Here is an 18,021-nt window from a genome sequence, read left to right as displayed (position 1 = left end):
TTGATGCCCTGACCAACGATTTTGAGACCCTGGCCAACGTTCACGACCTGACCGTCACCGTCAGCGACGGCGAACTCAGCAGCCAGGTGTCGGTGCAGCTGAGCGAGACCGACGTCAACGAAGGGCCCACCTTCGACCTGCCCCCGGAGAGCGAGGGCTACAGCTTCAGCTACGCCGAGAACCAGGAAGCGGGCGCGGTGCTGGGCACCGTCAGCGCCAGTGACGTGGACGGCGACAGCCTCAGCTACAGCATCACGGGTGGCAACGACGCCGGCTACTTCCAGATCAACGACGCCGGCGAGATCAGCCTTACCGCCGACGGGGTTGATGCCCTGACCAACGATTTTGAGACCCTGGCCAACGTCCACGACCTGACCGTCACCGTCAGCGACGGCACGCTGACCAGTGATGTGTCGGTGCAACTGACCGAGACTAATTTAGATGAGTCCACCGTGGTGGCCGACGACAGCGCCGTTACCGATGAAGACACCCCCGTCAAGATCGACGTGCTGGCCAACGACAGCGACATTGATGGACCCAAGGCACCGGTGAGCTCCGTCACCCCGGGTGCCAACGGCTCTGTCAGCATCAACGCTGACGGCACCGTCACCTATACCCCCAACGCCGACTTCAGTGGTGATGACAGCTTTACCTACACCAACGCCGACGGCGAGACCGCGACGGTCAGCGTCACCGTCAACGCGGTGGATGATGCCACCGTGGTGGCCGACGACAGCGCCGTTACCGATGAAGACACCCCCGTCAAGATCGACGTGCTGGCCAACGACAGCGACATTGATGGACCCAAGGCACCGGTGAGCTCCGTCACCCCGGGTGCCAACGGCTCTGTCAGCATCAACGCTGACGGCACCGTCACCTATACCCCCAACGCCGACTTCAGTGGTGATGACAGCTTTACCTACACCAACGCCGACGGCGAGACCGCGACGGTCAGCGTCACCGTGACCGCGGTCAACGACCTGCCAGTGGCCCACAGCACCCAGGTCGAGGTGATGGAAGGCAGCAGTGATACCAGCCTGGGCCTGAACGCGCCGACCGATGCCGACGGCGATGACCTGATCATTACGGTTATCGGCCTGCCTGATCTGGGGACCGTAACCCTTTCCGATGGGACTGCGATCAGCAGCGGCGATACGCTGACCGCGGCTCAACTTGAGGGGCTGCAATACGACGCGCCTGCGGACTACAACGGTACGGATCCTGTAGGCAGCTTTAGCTACAGCGTCTACGACGGTACGACCACTGTGCATGGTGACGTGGAGATCACGGTTTACGATGGTGACCTGAACATCGCCGACGGCGCCGTTGACGAGGATGACCTGGTCAACTCCGAGAACTCACTGTCGGTTCACCAGTCAGGCAGCTTCAGCCTGGCGTTCAGTGCAGCGGCCGTTGCCAGCCTGGTGGTCAGTGCCGCCAACGCCAACACCTCTAACGGCATCGAAATCGTTGAAAGTTGGGATGCTACAACCAATACCCTGACCGGGACGGCAAATGGGGAGCCGGTCTACACGCTGACGGTCACCGTCTCCGGTGACAGCGCTGCCTATGAATTCACTCTAAAGGCACCGCTCGACCACGTCGGCACCGGCAATGATGACGCCCTTGCCTTGGCGTTCACACTGGCCGCCACCGATGAGAACGGGTTGCAAGCGAGCGGCGATTTCGCCGTCACCGTGACAGACGATACACCGGTTGCCAATGACGATCTGCGTTATGCCGACGTCAGCGAGGCCGCCGAGACCACAGGCAATGTACTTGCCAGTGGCGCTGCCGGGGATCAGGCGGATGCAAGCGGTGCGGACGGGGCTCAGCTGACCAGTGTGACGTTCAAGGGCGATAAGCACGTCTTTGGTGAAGCGACATCGCTGACCCTCAACGGTGATTACGGCGATTTGGTTATTAACCAGGATGGCTCCTACACCTATACCAGCACATTCAGCACGCATTTCTCCGGCTCCGAAGCTGGCTGGGCAGGGGCTGAACTGTTCGCCTTTGGTGGTACCACGGCGAATGGATCGAGTGAGTTTGACCCGGCTGGTAACCTGCTGACTCAGAAAGCGAACGACGATGGCTCCCATTCCTGGTATTCCAAGAAGCAGGCAAACGGCTACGAGTTGGGAGTGATCCCCACTGACAGCAACCAATCCGGATACCAGATCGAGACACATGAATATCTTGCGATCGGACTGCCAGCGTCCGCGGACAGTGCCACCGTGGTGTTGGCAAACCTGAGTAACGCAAACCTTGAAACCCAGGGCATCAAAATCTACGCCTACGATTCAGAAGGGCAGCAGGTAGCCATCACTTCGATTGCGGCCCAGGACGCAAACAACAGTCCGGTCGGGGTGACTATCAATCCGATGGAGCCGGGTGCCACTTTTGCGTACTTGGTTTTCGGCGTCGATGGTGGTCCGAACGACGCATTTACCGTGGAGGAACTGTCGTTCACACCGGCCATTACCGATGGTGATGTCTTTACCTACACCCTTGAAGACGCTGACGGTGATACCTCAGAGGCAACGCTGACGATTAACCCCAGCAACGTAATCAGCGGGTCTGACGCCGGCGACTCCCTAGCCGGCACCGAGGGAATGGACCAGGTCAGTGGCCTTGCCGGCGACGATATCCTCACCGGTGGCAGCGGGGACGACCTGTTCCTCTGGCGTGCCGGTGATGAGGGAAGCGCGGGCGATATCGCGGTTGACCAGGTCACCGACTTCGGAACCGGTGACGATCGTCTTGACCTGTCAGATCTTTTGCAGGGTGAGAGCGCGGCGAATCTGGACGGGTACCTCGATTTCGAAGAGAATGGCTCGAGTGTGGTAATTGATATTCGTACGGCTGGCGCCGGCGGTGAGGTTACCCAACGAATCGAGCTGCAGAATACCTCATATGCGGATTTGGGCGTTGACGGTCTTGCCACTGACAGTGACATCGTCAACAAGCTGCTTGAATCCAATAAGTTGATCATCGACAGCTAATCCCGGAGTGGTAAGGTAGTACCGCTGAATGCAGTCGTCGGAACATAGCGCCACAGCGGCCTGGCAGGTTGAGCCGCAAGACGATCACCCCAATGATCCGTTGGTGGAGGCCTTGGTGTTGCTCAGTCAGCACCACGGCAACCCCTGTTCCGAGGATTCGCTCACCGAGGGGCTCCCCTTGGTGGACAACCGCCTGACGCCCGATCTGGTGCCGCGCTCGGCGGAGCGCGCGGGGTTGGCGGCCCGGCTCGCCTCTCAGCCGTTGTCCAGCGTCTCCACGCTGCTGCTTCCTGCTCTGCTCCTGTTGAATGACCGCAGCTGCTGCGTGCTGCTGGAGCTGGATCGGGACCAGGGGCGTGCCCGTATTCTGCAACCCGAGGCGGGTGGCGGCGAAACCTGGCTGGACCTTGACGCCTTGGAAGGGCTTTACGCGGGGCACCTGTTTTACGTCAAGAAGAAGTACCGTTTTGACGAACGCAGCCCGGAGGTGATCGACACCCGGCGTCACCACTGGTTCTGGAGCACATTGCGCGAGAACCGCCTGCTGTACCTTGACGTGGTGGTGGCTTCGGTCCTGATCAACCTGTTCGCCGTGGCTTCCCCGCTGTTCGTGATGAACGTCTACGACCGGGTGATTCCCAATCTGGCCTTTGAGTCCCTGTGGGTGCTGGCCACGGGCATTCTGATCGTTTTCACCTTCGACTTCATCATGCGTCAGCTGCGCGCCCACTTTATCGATCTGGTGGGCAAGAAGCTCGACCTGAAGCTTTCGGCCCGAATATTCAGCCGGGTGATGGGCATTCGAATGGAGGCACGTCCTCCGTCGGTGGGAGCCTTCGCCAACCAACTGCAGTCGTTTGAGAGCGTTCGTGAATTTATCACCTCGGCGACCCTGTCCAGTCTGATTGACCTGCCTTTTGCCCTGTTGCTGGTGTTGGTGATCTGGATCGTAGCCGGCCCCCTCGCGCTGGTGCCGCTGGTCGCCATGCTGGTCATGGTGGCCTACAGCTTTTATGTGCAGCGGCCCCTGGCCCGCGCCATTGTCGAAAGCGGGCAGTATGCGGCGCAGAAGAACGCCACCCTGGTGGAGGGGTTGAGCGGTTTGGAATCCCTGCGTATCGCCGGGGCCCAGAGCCAGTTTCAGGAGCAGTGGGAGCGCAATGTCAGCGAGATGGGACGCCTGGAGATGGCGAGCCGACGGCTTTCCACCTCGGTCGCCAGCCTATCGAGCTACCTGCAGCAACTGGTGACAGTGGCCACGGTGGTTCTGGGTGTCTACCAGGTGGCGGAGGGCGCCTTGAGCATGGGCGGCATCATCGCCGCGGTGATGCTCGGAAGCCGGGCGATCACCCCTATGGCGCAACTGTCGCTGCTGGCTACCCGTTACAACCAGGCCAAGGCGGCCATGGGCCTGATCGACCAGGTGATGAAGATGCCCGAGGAGCAGAGCCTGGAGCGCAAATACGTCAACCGCCCTGAGCTGTTCGGGGATATTGAATTTGACCAGGTGGATTTTCGTTACCCCCACCAGGAAGGCAGCGCGCTGCGGGGGGTCTCGTTTCGCATTCGGGCCGGGGAAAAGGTAGGCATTATCGGTCGCATCGGGGCCGGCAAGAGCAGCATCAATCGCCTGCTGCTTGGGCTGTACCAGCCCAGCGCCGGGGCCATCCGTATCGATGGCATCAACCTGGCGCAGATTCATCCGGCGGATCTGCGTCGTAACATCGGTTCGGTTACCCAGGAAAACCAGCTCTTTTTCGGCAGCATTCGGGACAACATTCTGCTGGGGGCCCCGTACTCCAGTGACGAGCGTCTGGTCAAGGCGGCCGATTTCGGCGGTGTCAGTGACTTTACCAATACTGACCCCGAAGGGCTGGAGAGGCAGGTCGGCGAAGGCGGCCGCTTTCTTTCCGGCGGTCAACGCCAGGCCGTGGCCATGGCTCGGGCCGCGTTGCTGCGCCCGCCGATTTTTCTGCTGGATGAGCCCAGCAGCCAGCTGGATAACCGGGCAGAGCGGGCGCTTTTGGAGCGCCTGAAGTCCCTGGGCCCCAACCGGACCTTGCTGCTGACTACCCATAAGACATCCATGTTGGAGGCGGTTGACCGCCTGCTGGTGATAGACCAGGGGCGTCTGGTGGCCGACGGGCCCAAAGAGAAGGTCCTTGCGCTGTTGGCCGAGGGGCGGGTGCGGGGCGCCCGACAGGGCGGGGAGCCCACGCTGTGAGCCAGTATACCCGGGAGGAGTTCCTGCAGGGGTTCGTCGATCGTGCTGACGCGACCCTGCTGTTGCAGCCCTCCCGGCGTTCCCGGCTGTTGCTGTGGACCATCGTGGCGTTTTCCGCCTGCGCACTTGCCTGGGCCACCGTGGCCGAGCTCGATGAGGTGACCCGCGGCGAAGGCCGGGTGATCCCATCACAGCATATCCAGGTAGTGCAGAACCTGGAGGGAGGCATCCTCAAGCAGGTGCTGGTTCGCGAAGGCGATCCGGTGGAGCGGGGGCAGCCGTTGCTGTTGATCGACGATACCCGTTTCCGTTCCGATTACCGTGAACACGCCCAGGAAGCCAACTTTATGCGGGCCAGTGCCGCCCGTCTGCAGGCAGAACTGGCCAGTATTCGGGTGAATGCAACCGCGGTCGACCCGGATGCCTGGCAGACCCAGGTCCAGGTGCTGCCGGTTGCGATTGATTTTGGGGCTCTGGATGAGGGCGCTTCGACGGAACTGCGGGCACTGATGCAGCGGGAGCGCGCCCAGTTGGAAGAGCGGCTGAGAAACCTGAGTAACCAGCTGAAAATCATTGAACGCCAGATTGACCAGCGTGCCCAGGAGAAAAAGGAGCTGATTTCCAAGATCCGCTATCTGGCGACGAATTACCGCCTCGGGGTCGAGGAGTTGCAGATGACCCGGCCCCTGGCTGAAGAGGGCGTGGTGCCGCGGGTCGAGCTGATAAAACTGGAGCGGGAGGTGAACCTGCTCAAGTCGGAGCTGGAAAGCTCGCGGCTGATGCTGCCGAAGGTGGAAGCCGCACGGCTGGAAAATATCGACAAGCGCCTGGATGTAGCCCTGCAGCACCGCTCCGAGTCCCAGAGTGAGCTCAACGAGGTCCAGGCCAAACTGGCGCAGATGAGTGAAGGGGTGGTGAGCCTCGAGGATCGTGTCAAACGCACCACGGTGGCCTCGCCGGTACGGGGCACGGTTAAGCGCATGGCGGTCAACACGGTAGGCGGGGTAATTCAGCCGGGAATGGACTTGGTGGAGATCGTGCCGACCGAAGACCACCTGATGATCGAGGCCCGGATTCTGCCCAAGGATATCGCCTTTTTGCGCCCGGGGCTTGAGACCATGGTGCGTTTTACCGCCTACGATTTCGCCTCCTACGGCGGCCTTAACGGAACCCTCGAACACATCAGTGCAGACAGCATCGAGGACGAGAAGGGTGATGTCTACTACCTGATCCGGGTGCGCACCGAGACCAATACCCTGGACGGAAACGGCGGTGAGCTGCCGATTATTCCCGGGATGACCGCGACCGTGGACGTGCTGACCGGACGCAAAACCATTCTCGACTATCTGCTCAAGCCGATTTTGCGAGCGCAAACCATGGCCCTGACCGAACGCTAGTGGCCCTGAGCAAATGCGAGTGGCCTTGAGCTCAAAGTTAACTCTGTAAAAATAAGAAGGTACCGTGAAAAAACAACTTCTATCGACGCTTATCCTTGGCGCCCTTCCGCTGCTGGGCCAGGCCCAGACGTTGGAAACGGCGGTGTTTAAAACCATCGACGGAAATCCGGAGATTGGCGCGGTGCTGGATCAGTACCACGCCCGTGAGGATGCCATCGGGGTCGCACGAAGTGGTTACTTACCACGGATCGACCTGGAGGGTGGCTACGGTTGGGAGGAGACCGACACCCCCGGCCTGCGAGCCCGGGGCGATCACCCCGAAGAGCTGACCCGGCAGGAGCTGTCGCTGAACCTGCGGCAGATGCTGTTCGACGGTTTCCGCACGCCGAGCGATGTCGCCCGCGCCTCGGCTGAAGCCGAGGCCCATCGGTACCTGGTTCAGGCCGAGGCCGAAGACCTGGCGCTGCGCACCGCCGAGGTCTACCTTGCCGTGCTGCAGGCCAGCGAGGAGCTGGCGCTGGCCGAGGAAAACCTGAAGGCCCACGAGCGCATTCACAGCCAGATCAAGCAGCGCACCGACCAGGGCATCGGCTCCAGCTCCGAGCTGGACCAGGCCGAAGGTCGCCTGGCACGCGCCCACAGCAACCGGGTCGCGGCGGCCAACAACCTGGCGGACGCGCAGCGCAATTTCGAACAGGTGGTCGGGGAGATGCCTACCGACCTGCAGCGGCCCGAGAACGGCCAGCTGACACTGCCCGCATCCCTGGCCGATGCCGAGGCCCAGGCCCAGCAACAGCACCCGACGCTGATGGCGGCGCGTCTCGACGTGGAGGCGGCATCCGAGCAGATCGATGTGTTCAAAAGCCGCAACTACCCGCAGCTCAGCTTTGAGGTGAACAGCAGCTGGGGCGATGACTTCGACGGCATCAAGGGGCACAACAACGACGCCAGGGCGATGCTGAAACTGCGCTACAACCTGTTCTCGGGCTTTGAGGACACCCACGAAACAGCACGCGCCGTCCACCAGCGGGAAGAGGCCCGCGAGGTTCTGGAGCGCGCGGCACGACAGGTGAAGGAAGGGTTGGGACTGGCCTGGAACGCGCACCGTTTCCTCGATGAGCAACAGCCCTACCTCAAGCGCCATGTAGAGGCGAGCGCTTCAACCCTGGAGGCCTACACCAAGCAGTTCGAGCTGGGGCGCCGTACCCTGATGGACCTGTTGGACATGGAGAACGAGCGCTTCGAGGCGGAGAAAGCCTTGCTTCGCGGTCGCACCGACCTGGTCCTGGCCCGCTACCGGGTGCTCAACGCCACCGGCAGCCTGCTTGAAAGTCTTAGTGTCGAAGCGCCCAGTGACTGGCCGGTTGCCATGAACTGAGATCGTGAGTGCAGTAGTTAGAAAAAACCGGGGTCAACGGCGGGCCGCAGGTGGTTAAAGGGCGTACAAGCCCCTTCCTGAGACGCGGTTTGCTGGCCCTGGCACTGGCGCTGCCAATCTGGGGCGCCGCCGTGGGGGTGAACGGGCTTCCTTGGGACGAGGTGCTGGAGCGCGTTGCCGATAAATACGGCGAGCGGGCCCGACTGCGCGTGAACAGTTGGCGCCGGCTAATGGAGGAAGGTGCGGCGCTTAGTGAGCCGGAAAAGCTCGAGCAGGTGAACCGCTTCTTCAACCAGCTCATTTTTATCGATGACCTCAAGCTGTGGCGGGAGACGGACTACTGGGCAACGCCGCTGGAGTTTCTCGGCGCCAACGGAGGGGACTGCGAAGACTACAGTATCGCCAAGTACCTTACCTTGCTCGCCCTGGGGGTTGACCAGGAGAAGTTGCGTATTACCTACGTCAAGGCCACGCGTCTTGATCAGCACCACATGGTGGTTGCCTACTACCGCACCCCCGACGCCATGCCGGTGATCCTGGATAATCTCGAAGGCGAAATCCTGCCGGCCAGTGAGCGTGGCGACCTGGTCCCCATCTACAGCTTTAACGGTCAAAACCTCTGGCTCAACAAGGAGCGGGGACGGGGTGTCCTGGCCGGAAAAGCCTCGCGTCTGCAGCGCTGGAATGACCTGAGAAGCCGCTACCGTATTCAGTCCCTTCGCGTCCCCGAGCTGTCGCTGGAATAGGAAAAGAGAGATGACCCTTTACCGCCAAATCGTGTTGATGACCCTGCTGTTGTTTACGCTGCTGCTGGTCGCGGTATTGTCGCTGCAGTTTACCCACACCCGCGACTACCTCGCCCGGCAGATGCAGACCGATGTGCAGAACACGGTGACCTCTCTTGGGTTGTCCCTGCTCCCGCACCTGGAAACGGGCGACCAGGCAGCGGCCGAGTCGGTGGTGAGCGTGGTTTTCGACGGCGGTTACTACCGGGAAATAACCCTCGAGCTGGCGAAAGAGAACGCCCGCGTGCAGCGCGAGACCGAGCGGGCGGTGGTGGGGGTGCCGGGATGGTTCACCGCCCTTGAACTGTTCGAGCCGGTGACCGAGGCCAACGTGCTGACCAGCGGCTGGCTGCAGCTGGGCACGTTGCAGGTGACCGGGCACCCGGGCTACGCCTATCAACAGCTCTGGCAGTTCGTCTCGGGACTGTTGAGCTGGTTCGTTGCCGCCTTCTTTCTGGTGGCGGTGGCGCTGGTCTATGGCCTGCGTTACCTGCTTCGGCCTTTGGGCCTGCTGCAGCAGCGGGCCCAGGCGATCGAGAATCAGCAGTTCGGTGAACCCCTGCCGGAGCCGCGTATCCGTGAACTCAAGGGGTTGATCAAGGCCTTCAACTCCATGAGTCGACGCCTGGAATCATTGTTCGAGACCCAGGCTCGGGAGGCCGAACGGTTGCGTCGCGAGGCCCATCTGGACCCCGTCACCGGGGTGGCGAACCGCCACTTCTTCAACCTGCAGCTGCAGCAGTGGCTGGCCGAACCCGGCGACGGCGGCTTGGCCATGATCGGCACCCAGGGGCTGCAGCAACTGCAGGCCGAAGGGGGCTACCAGGCCCGGGACCGTCTGATTCGGGAGCAGGTCGAGGTGATCCAGCGCCACCTGGAGCGTCATCCCGGCGCGCTCCTGGCCCGTCTTTCTAAGTCCGATCTGGCGCTGATCCTGCCCGGTCTGGACGCGGAACAGGTGGCCTCCATGGTGAACCAGGTGGTCGGGGAGATTCAAAGCAACCTCGCCCTTTCCGGGGCCGACCAGCAGGTACGCTGCAGCGGCGGCGTGGTGTTGCGTCGCCCCGGGGACAGCGCCGGTCAACTGCTCTCCCAGGTGGATCTGGCCCTGCAACAGGCGCGAAAGGATCCAAACCGGCGGGTGCAGGTGGTGTGTGGCGACCCGCAGCTGCCGGTGCTGGGGCGGGATCAGTGGCGGCAGCTGGCGTTGAGCGCCATGGACGACAAAGCCTTTTTCTTCCAGCGCCAGCCGGTGTTGGCACTGGCGGACAACCGGCTCCTAGCACTGGAGGTCTTTACCGGTATCGAGCGGGAAGGAAGGCGCTACCACGCCGGGCAGTACATGCCTTTCGTGGATCAGTTCGGCCTGGGCGGGCGCTTCGACCGCTGCGTGCTCCAGGCACTGGCGTCGCCTATCGCCAATCTGAGCCAGCCGCTCACCCTCAACCTGTCGGAGAGCGCCATTGCGGACGCGGCCTTCAGCAGTTGGCTGCATGAGTACTTGGCGGCACTCGGTGAGTCGCGGCGCTACCTGAGTTTCGATCTGCCGGAGGAGGCGCTGATTCGTGACCCCGAGTCCCTGCAGGCCCTGACCGCGATGCTCAGCGCCAGCGGCGTGCGCTTCGGCTTTGACCGCCTGGGCCTGCATTTCGAGCGCCTGCGGGAACTGGCCGCCATGGGCCCGGCTTACTTCAAACTGGATTCGGGCCTGGTGCTGGATGAAGACAGTCACAGCGCCGGTTTCTACAAGGCACTGGCCGGTATGGCCCGCACTCAGGAGATCGACCTGATCCTGACCCGTATCGAGGACGCGCAGCAGCTGGAGCAGCTTCGCGCACTGCCCGTGGATGGCTACCAGGGCTACATCGTTCCGCCCGAGGCTTGGCTGCTCTCTGCCGAGGGGCGGTAACTATACTGGTAGCAGAGAAGGCACCGTTTTAAGGCCAGAACTCTGAGGGCAGCACTTAAAGCTCGAAACTTAAAGCTCAGAAGTTAAAGCTCGAAACTTAAAGCTCAGAACTTAAAGGTCGAAGCCATGGACGTCCGACAGCCGGCGGTGGCCGGCTTTTTCTACCCCGATGACCCGGTCGTCCTGCGCCGGGATATCGATCACTACCTGGCGCAAAATCCCTGTTCCGGGGTCACCCCCAAGGCACTGGTGGTGCCCCATGCCGGGTATGCGTTCTCCGGGCCGGTGGCGGCCCGTGCCTACAACCTGCTGCGCGCCTTGGCGAAGACGATCCGTCGGGTGGTGCTGCTGGGGCCTTCACACCGGGTGCCTCTCAGGGGGCTTGCGCTGCCGGGCTGTGATACCTTCATGACCCCCCTGGGCGCCGTGGCACTGGACAGCGAGGGCATGGCCGCCCTGGCGCGGATGCCCCAGGTCAGGGTCATGCCGTCTGCCCATGCCCAGGAGCACAGCCTGGAGGTGCAGCTCCCCTTCCTGCAGCGACTGCTGGATGACTTTCGGTTGCTGCCGCTGGTGGTGGGGCAGTGCCAGGCCGAGGAGGTGGACGAAGTGCTGGAGCAGGTGTGGGGGGGCCGTGAAACCCTGATCGTGATCAGCAGCGATCTCAGTCACTACCACCCGTACGGCGAGGCCCAGCGTCTGGACCGGGCCACCAGCGAGGCCGTCTGTGCCTGCCGAGCCCAGCTTTCCGGCGAGCAGGCTTGCGGTGCTTACCCCCTCAACGGCCTGCTGCACCTGGCGGCCCGGCGGGGGCTTGAGATCGAGCTGCTGGATCTGCGCAACTCAGGCGACACCGAGGGCCCCCGGGACCGGGTGGTGGGATACGGCGCCTATGCCCTGCACTGAGGCATTGGCGGCCGCGGGTCAGCAACAGTTGCTGGATGTGGCCCGGCAAACCCTGGAGGCGGCCCTGGCCTCGGGGCAACGACCGCCGGCACTTTCCGTCGACAGCGATTCCCCACTGGCCGCGCCCCGGGCCTGCTTCGTCACCCTGCATCTGGAGGGCGCGCTGCGGGGCTGTATCGGCACCCTGGAGGCGAAGGAGCCGCTGCTGCAGGCGGTGGCCCATTTCGCCTACAGCGCAGGATTTGACGATCCCCGCTTCTCGCCCGTCAGCGCCGAGGAGCTGCCGCGGCTGCGGATCGAAATCTCCGTGCTTTCTCCTCTGGAAGAGCTGGCGGTGGCGAACGACGAGGCCCTCTGCGCAGCGTTGCGACCGCGCGTCGACGGCCTCTGGCTGGAAGCGGGTACTCACCGCGCCACCTTCCTGCCCCAGGTGTGGGATCAGTTACCGGAGCCGCGGGCTTTTCTCAGTCAGTTAAAACGCAAGGCGGGGCTGGCGCCTTCAGACTGGCCCGCCGGCATGCGCTGTTATCGCTACCAGGTCAGTGCCTTTGCCGAGGCGGACTAGACGCCTATCCCTGCTTGTAGTGAGCCGTTATCATAGAACGTTGATATTCCCACAGGGGCGCCGATGAGCATCGACCCGCACTCCTCCCCAATCCCGCTTCATAACGCTTCCGCCGAGGTGGACGCCCTGAGCCTGGACGCCGCCGCCGAGGCGGCCTGGGTGGATGTGGTGCACCAGATGGAGGAGGTCTATTCCGACCTGATTAAGTATCAGGTGGAGATCGAGAAGAAGAACCAGGCCCTCGAGGATGCCCAGCACTTTATCGACAACGTGCTGACCACCATGACCGATGTGCTGATCGTCACCGATACCCAGGGGCGGATCCGGCAGGTCAACCGAGCCCTGGAGCAGGCGCTTGGAGTGGCGGAGGCCGAACTGCTGGGGCGCGCCTACCTGGACCTCTTCAGCGCCGATTCACGCCGGCAGATAGAGAACTTTCGCCGCCAGGGCGGGGAGCTGGCGTTCCGTGACCGCGAACTGCACCTGACCCTGGGCCGGGGGGCTGAAACGCCCCTGTCCATGAACTGCGCCAGTCGCCACGACGCCCGGGGACGGGTGTTGGGGCTGGTGCTGATCGGCCGGCCCCTGGGCGAGCTGCAAAAAGCCTACCTTGAACTCAACAACAGCCACCAGGAACTGCAGCGTGCGCAGCAGCAACTGATCGACTCCGAGAAGATGGCCTCCCTGGGCCGGCTGGTCGCGGGGGTCGCCCATGAACTCAACAACCCCATCAGCTTTGTCTACGGCAACGTTCACTCGCTGATCCGTTACTGCCAGCGCCTGGAGCAGTACCTGGGCGCCGTCCACGGCGACGCCCCTCAACCCGAGCAGGATGAGCTGCGCCGCTCGCTCAGGATCGATCGGCTGCTGAACGATCTGCCCTCGCTGCTCGAGGGCACCATGGAGGGGGCCGAGCGGGTGCGGGATATCGTTATGGACCTGCGCCAGTTCTCCTCCGGGCAGAAGGAGAGCAAATGCCCGTTCGACCTGGTGCACGTGATCCGCACCGCCGTTCACTGGGTGACCCGGGACGCTGGCATCAAGCTGCGGCTGGCCTATGACCTACCTCAGACGTGTGAGATCTACGGACACCCCGGACAGATTCAGCAGGTGCTGATCAACCTGGTGCAGAACGCCCTCGATGCCCTGGCCGCGGTCGAGGTGCCGCGGCTGGCGCTGAGCCTGAGATGCGAGGAGGCGCGGGTGCGCTTTGAAATTCACGACAATGGGCGCGGTATCGCGGAGGATAATCTCTCCAAGCTCTTTGAGCCCTTCTTCACCACCAAGCCCGTGGGGCAGGGGACCGGACTCGGGCTTTCCCTCAGTTACGGTCTGATCAAGGAACACGGTGGCACGCTCAGTGCCTTCAATCACCCCGGGGGCGGGGCCTGCTTTGTTGTCGAACTCCCCCGCGGGCCGGTCGAGGAGCGCCCATGATCAACCTGTTGTGGTTGCAGTCCAGCGGTTGTGGCGGCTGCACCATGTCGCTGCTCAATGCCGAGTCCCCTGACCTGTTGGCGAGCCTTGAGGCGGCGGGGGTGAACCTGCTCTGGCACCCCTCCCTGAGCGAGCAATCCGGCAGCGAAGTGCGCGCGCTCTTGCAGGAACTGGTCGATGGCGAGCAGCGCCTGGACGTGCTTTGCCTTGAGGGGGCGGTGGTCTGCGGCCCCAACGGCAGCGGGCGCTTCCACGTGCTGGCCGGTACCGGCGTGCCGATGATGGCCTGGGTGGAGCGCCTGGCGGCGCGGGCCCGTTACGTGGTGGCGGTAGGTTCCTGCGCCAGCTACGGCGGCGTCTCGTCGGCCGGCACCAACCCCGCCGAGGTCCGGGGCCTGCAGTATGACGGCGAACAGCGCGGCGGTCTGCTGGGCGGCGACTATAGGAGCGGGGCCGGGGCGGAGGTGATCAATGTTGCCGGTTGTCCGCCCCATCCCAACTGGATCACCGAAACCCTGATGGGCCTCTCTCTTGAGGAGCTGGATAATCGCCAGCTGGATCCGCTGGGGCGCCCCCGTTTCTACGCCGACCACCTGGTGCACCACGGCTGCCCCCGTAACGAATTCTACGAATACAAGGCCAGCGCCCGTCAGGCGTCGGACAACGGTTGTTTGATGGAGCACATGGGCTGCATCGGCACCCAGGCCCACGGCGACTGCAATATCCGGCTCTGGAACGGTCAGGGCTCCTGCACCCGGGGCGGTTTCGCCTGCATCAACTGCACCGCCCCGGAATTTGAGGAACCCGGTCACCCCTTCGTGGAAACGCCGAAGCTGGCGGGAATTCCGGTTGGCCTGCCCACGGACATGCCCAAGGCCTGGTTTGTTGCGTTATCTTCCCTGTCCAAGGCCGCCACGCCGGAGCGGCTGAAGGAGAACGCGGTGAGCGATCACATCAAGGTGGCGCCCAAAATCCACACCCGAAAGAAGCGCTAAGCACGGGAGAAGCATTGAGCAGAATCGTTGTCGGTCCCTTCAATCGCGTGGAAGGGGATCTGGAAGTGAAGTTGGATATCGACCAGGGCCGGGTCAACCAGGCCTGGATCAACTGCACCCTCTACCGCGGCTTCGAGCAGATGCTGGTGGGCAAGAGTCCCCGTGATGCGCTGGTCTATACGCCGCGTATTTGCGGCATCTGCTCGGTCTCCCAATCCGTTGCCGCCGCCCGCGCCCTGGCCGACCTGCAACAGGCCGAGGTTCCGGAGAACGGAGAACTGGCCGCCAACCTGATCCTGGCCAACGAAAACCTCGCCGACCACATCAGCCACTTCTACCTCTTTTTCATGCCCGATTTCGCCCGCGCGGTCTATGCCGGCGAGTTCTGGTATGCCCGGGTCGCCAAGCGCTTCCAGGCGGTCAAGGGCAGCGCCGCCGCCCAGGTGATCCCGGCGCGGGCCGAGTTTCTGCACCTGATGGGGATTCTGGCCGGGAAGTGGCCACACTCCCTGGCCATTCAGCCCGGCGGGCTCAGCAAGGGCATCCAGCCCCAGGAACGGCTGCGGTTGCTGGCGATCCTCAAGGGCTTTCGCCGCTTTCTGGAGCGGGTGACTTTCGGTGACAGCCTCGAAGCGATCGCCGGGCTCAGCAGCATCACGGACCTGGAGCGGTGGGCAGAGAGTCGCGACTCGGACCTGGCGTTGTTTGTGCGCTTGGCCGAGGCGCTTAACCTTGCCTCCCTCGGCCGCGGGGGCGATCGCTTTATGAGTTTCGGTAACTATCCGCTGGATGGGCAACCTACCCTGGCCCCGGGCGTCTGGGAGGGGGGGCTACAGGCCCTTGATCGGAGCCGAATCAGCGAGGACGTCAGCCACAGCTGGATGGCTCAGAACGAGGTCTGCCTGCCCCCCGGGCGCGGGGAAACCCGGCCCGATCTGGACAAGCCAGACGGTTACAGCTGGTGCAAGGCGCCGCGCTTGGATGGAACCGTGGTGGAAGTGGGGGCCCTGGCCCGGCAGGTGGTGGATGGCCAGCCCCTGGCCCGGGCACTGGTGGCTGAATCCGGGAGCAATGTGCGTAACCGGGTGGTTATGCGTCTGGTGGAGGTGGCCCGCACGTTGATGCGGATGGAGGGCTGGGCCGCGGCCCTCAAGCCGGAACAGCCCTGCTACCGGGACCCCGGCCAGGTTCCGGACGGTACCGGAGTGGGCATGATCGAAGCGGCCCGCGGCAGTCTCGGGCACTGGATACGGGTCGAGCAGGGGCGGATCGCCAACTACCAGATCATCGCCCCCACCACCTGGAACTTCTCACCCCGTGACCAGGCGGGCCAGCCCGGCGCCCTGGAACAGGCGCTGGCCGGCACCCCGGTGCGCGAAGGCGAACAGGATCCGGTGGCGGTGCAGCACGTGGTGCGCTCGTTTGATCCCTGCATGGTGTGCACGGTGCATTGATTAGAAATAGTGATCTTTAATTCACGACTGGGCAGTTAATGCGGTGGCTTCGGTTGTAGTGGCCAGGTTTACTTGATCACTGCAGTTCTCTGTCCCGGCTTTTCTCATTAGGCGCCTGGGTGCGGGCCGTTCGAACCCGGCTAGCTTGACGATAAGGCGCTGGCTTAAAGCTTGGCGCCAGAATTATGAAGAACAGCTCATGTGCGACACGCCACCGAGGGAGCGATACTCCTGCGGCTTCAGGCGGTAGTATTTATCCTCCACCGCTTTTGATTGCTCAGCGTAAGGCTGGGTCATCACCGCCTGTAGTTCTCTGAGTGAATCGTAATCTCCCCTGGCCGCACGTTGATAGGCCGGTACCAGCAGCCACTCCCGCAAACTGTATTTAGGGTTAACCGATTTCATTCGCCTTGATATATCGTCGATCGATCGGCCCTGGCCGTTATTTGCACCGTTTCGGTCGGTGACGAGGGATTTCCATTTCACCAGCCACTCGGACCAGTCCGTCTCCATCGTTCCATCCGGCTGTCTGTAGAAGCTTTTTGTAAGTGGTGTTATGTCGTCGGGAATCGATGAGAGTTCGCGGAAGAAGATCGTGTAGTCAACGGGGGTTTGCACCATGAGTTTTACGAGTTCACCGAACAAGGCTGCGTCAAACCGTTCAAGTCCAAGTTTGGCCGACCACATGGCTTCCAGTTCCTCTTGCATGACTGCCATGAAGCCACCGCGAATGTCATCCAGCTGTTGTGATGCCTCCTTATTTGAAGCCAGAAGCGGCTGCAACGCCGAGCAAAACATGGCGAAATTACGTTCCGCTGCCGCCGGCTGGTTCAAAAAGGCGAAGTGCTGCCCACCGCCGGTCCAAGGCTGAAAAAAGGGGTCGAATATTTCACAGAACCCGAACGGGCCGTAATCCAGCGTGAAGCCGCCGGCAGCACAATTGTCGCTGTTGAAATTGCCCTGGCAGTAGCCGACACGGATCCAGTTCGCCACCAGCGAAGTCAGGCGACCGCGAAACTCACGGGCGAGCAAAACCGCTTTCTCGGCGATGCCGAGTTGACTGTCGATGACTTCGGCGTACTCGCGATCGATCAAATGCAAAACGATCTGTTCGAGTTCCTCCAGCGCCGTGGCGTGTTCCCTATGACGGCCACGGCGACCGAAGAGCTCGATCTGGCCAACCCGAAGGAAAGAGGGCGCCACTCGCGTCGAGATCGCCACGGGCTCCTCGATGAGCCGGTCGGGATCCAGTGATGTCGAACCCTCAGCGTACCAGGGGCGCCGGACCTTCTCTGTTTTCGATACGTATAAACTCAAGGATCGAGAGGTCGGCACGCCAAGGGCGTGCATGTGCTCCTGCGCCAGGAACTCCCGGGCGCTCGAACGCAAGACCGCCCGGCCATCCGCGCCCCGACAATACGGTGTGCGACCGCCGCCTTTGAGCTGCATTTCCCAGCGGCGGTCATTGATGACGGCCTCAAGTACGGAAATGGCACGACCATCGCCATAGCCGTTACCCGTCTGAAACGGGCATTGCTGAGTGTATTCGGTGCCAAAGATGGAGAGCGCGTAGCCCGTCGCCCAGCCCACCTTGCGCAGTGGCGCCGGGACCTGCGAAAGGTCTCCGCTGAACATCCGTACGAACTCCACGGATTCCGCCAAACCGTCGGCAAGGCCAAGTTCCCGGAAGAACGCTGTGCTGTGGGCAACGTATTCGGGGTCGTCGATCGGTGTGGGTTGAACGGGCACATAGTGCCCGCTAAAGACTTGTCGGGGTGCGTGATCGGCACCGTCCTCTGTCGCCTCAGGATCACGGGTTAGCGTATCCATCAGTGAGTAGCTGGCGCGCTTGGCGAGGCCGTCTAACGTCGAGACAGTTGAGGAGGCTTCTTCGCCCTCTCTAGCGCCCTCTCTAGTGTCCACCGGATAACTGGGATCTCGTAGCATGATTTTGCAATACCTCGAC

12 protein-coding genes are annotated in these 18,021 nt (G+C 62.6%); 11 read left to right on the top strand and 1 reads right to left on the bottom strand.

Annotation, left to right across the window (positions count from 1 at the left end):
- From JGZ97_RS12810 to JGZ97_RS12760, 11 genes are all read left to right on the top strand, one after another.
- On the top strand, positions 1-3,005 hold a 3,005-nt coding region (locus tag JGZ97_RS12810), incomplete at its 5' end, for an Ig-like domain-containing protein (protein WP_207063023.1).
- Between the two features lie 28 nt (positions 3,006-3,033).
- Positions 3,034-5,229, top strand: a complete 2,196-nt coding sequence (locus tag JGZ97_RS12805) for a type I secretion system permease/ATPase (RefSeq protein WP_207063022.1) — start codon at positions 3,034-3,036, stop codon at positions 5,227-5,229.
- Entirely contained in the window at positions 5,226-6,626 is a 1,401-nt protein-coding gene (locus JGZ97_RS12800; protein WP_207063021.1) for an HlyD family type I secretion periplasmic adaptor subunit, read from the top strand. Before JGZ97_RS12805 ends, JGZ97_RS12800 begins: the two co-directional genes overlap by 4 nt.
- Before the next feature lie 64 nt (positions 6,627-6,690).
- A complete protein-coding gene (locus JGZ97_RS12795; protein WP_207063020.1) occupies positions 6,691-8,004 on the top strand; it encodes a TolC family outer membrane protein in 1,314 nt (437 codons plus the stop codon).
- Between the two features lie 50 nt (positions 8,005-8,054).
- Positions 8,055-8,750 carry a transglutaminase-like cysteine peptidase gene (locus tag JGZ97_RS12790; protein WP_370584057.1) on the top strand — a complete coding sequence of 232 codons (696 nt, stop codon included), beginning with the start codon at positions 8,055-8,057 and terminating at the stop codon, positions 8,748-8,750.
- A gap of 10 nt (positions 8,751-8,760) precedes the next feature.
- Positions 8,761-10,698 carry a LapD/MoxY N-terminal periplasmic domain-containing protein gene (locus tag JGZ97_RS12785; RefSeq protein WP_207063019.1) on the top strand — a complete coding sequence of 646 codons (1,938 nt, stop codon included), beginning with the start codon at positions 8,761-8,763 and terminating at the stop codon, positions 10,696-10,698.
- Between the two features lie 126 nt (positions 10,699-10,824).
- Positions 10,825-11,604: an AmmeMemoRadiSam system protein B gene (gene amrB / locus JGZ97_RS12780; RefSeq protein WP_207063018.1), complete on the top strand. Its 780-nt coding sequence runs from the start codon at positions 10,825-10,827 to the stop codon at positions 11,602-11,604.
- A complete protein-coding gene (gene amrA / locus JGZ97_RS12775) occupies positions 11,591-12,169 on the top strand; it encodes an AmmeMemoRadiSam system protein A (RefSeq protein ID WP_207063017.1) in 579 nt (192 codons plus the stop codon). Before amrB ends, amrA begins: the two co-directional genes overlap by 14 nt.
- Positions 12,170-12,232: 63 nt before the next feature.
- Entirely contained in the window at positions 12,233-13,606 is a 1,374-nt protein-coding gene (locus tag JGZ97_RS12770; RefSeq protein ID WP_207063016.1) for a sensor histidine kinase, read from the top strand.
- On the top strand, positions 13,603-14,601 hold the full coding sequence (locus tag JGZ97_RS12765; RefSeq protein WP_242521743.1) for a HupU protein: 999 nt from the start codon (positions 13,603-13,605) through the stop codon (positions 14,599-14,601). Before JGZ97_RS12770 ends, JGZ97_RS12765 begins: the two co-directional genes overlap by 4 nt.
- A gap of 14 nt (positions 14,602-14,615) precedes the next feature.
- Positions 14,616-16,055: a nickel-dependent hydrogenase large subunit gene (locus JGZ97_RS12760; RefSeq protein WP_207063015.1), complete on the top strand. Its 1,440-nt coding sequence runs from the start codon at positions 14,616-14,618 to the stop codon at positions 16,053-16,055.
- 183 nt (positions 16,056-16,238) lie between these two features.
- Here the strand turns inward: JGZ97_RS12760 and JGZ97_RS12755 are convergent, their stop codons facing one another.
- Positions 16,239-17,885 carry a YdiU family protein gene (locus tag JGZ97_RS12755; protein WP_242521742.1) on the bottom strand — a complete coding sequence of 549 codons (1,647 nt, stop codon included), beginning with the start codon at positions 17,883-17,885 and terminating at the stop codon, positions 16,239-16,241.
- Positions 17,886-18,021 lie beyond the last annotated feature (136 nt).

The organism is Motiliproteus sp. SC1-56, from assembly GCF_017309075.1.
Classification (GTDB): Bacteria; Pseudomonadota; Gammaproteobacteria; order Pseudomonadales; family Balneatricaceae; genus Motiliproteus.
This window is presented reverse-complemented; position numbering and strand designations above follow the sequence as displayed.

What these genes read in the sequence shown, in the direction of transcription:
- amrA (WP_207063017.1), top strand. Translation starts at nt 11,591, where the DNA reads ATGCCCTGCACTGAGGCATTGGCGGCCGCGGGTCAGCAACAGTTGCTG.
- amrB (WP_207063018.1), top strand. Translation starts at nt 10,825, where the DNA reads ATGGACGTCCGACAGCCGGCGGTGGCCGGCTTTTTCTACCCCGATGAC.
- JGZ97_RS12770 (WP_207063016.1), top strand. Translation starts at nt 12,233, where the DNA reads ATGAGCATCGACCCGCACTCCTCCCCAATCCCGCTTCATAACGCTTCC.
- JGZ97_RS12805 (WP_207063022.1), top strand. Translation starts at nt 3,034, where the DNA reads ATGCAGTCGTCGGAACATAGCGCCACAGCGGCCTGGCAGGTTGAGCCG.
- JGZ97_RS12765 (WP_242521743.1), top strand. Translation starts at nt 13,603, where the DNA reads ATGATCAACCTGTTGTGGTTGCAGTCCAGCGGTTGTGGCGGCTGCACC.
- JGZ97_RS12755 (WP_242521742.1), bottom strand. Translation starts at nt 17,885, where the DNA reads ATGGATACGCTAACCCGTGATCCTGAGGCGACAGAGGACGGTGCCGAT.
- JGZ97_RS12785 (WP_207063019.1), top strand. Translation starts at nt 8,761, where the DNA reads ATGACCCTTTACCGCCAAATCGTGTTGATGACCCTGCTGTTGTTTACG.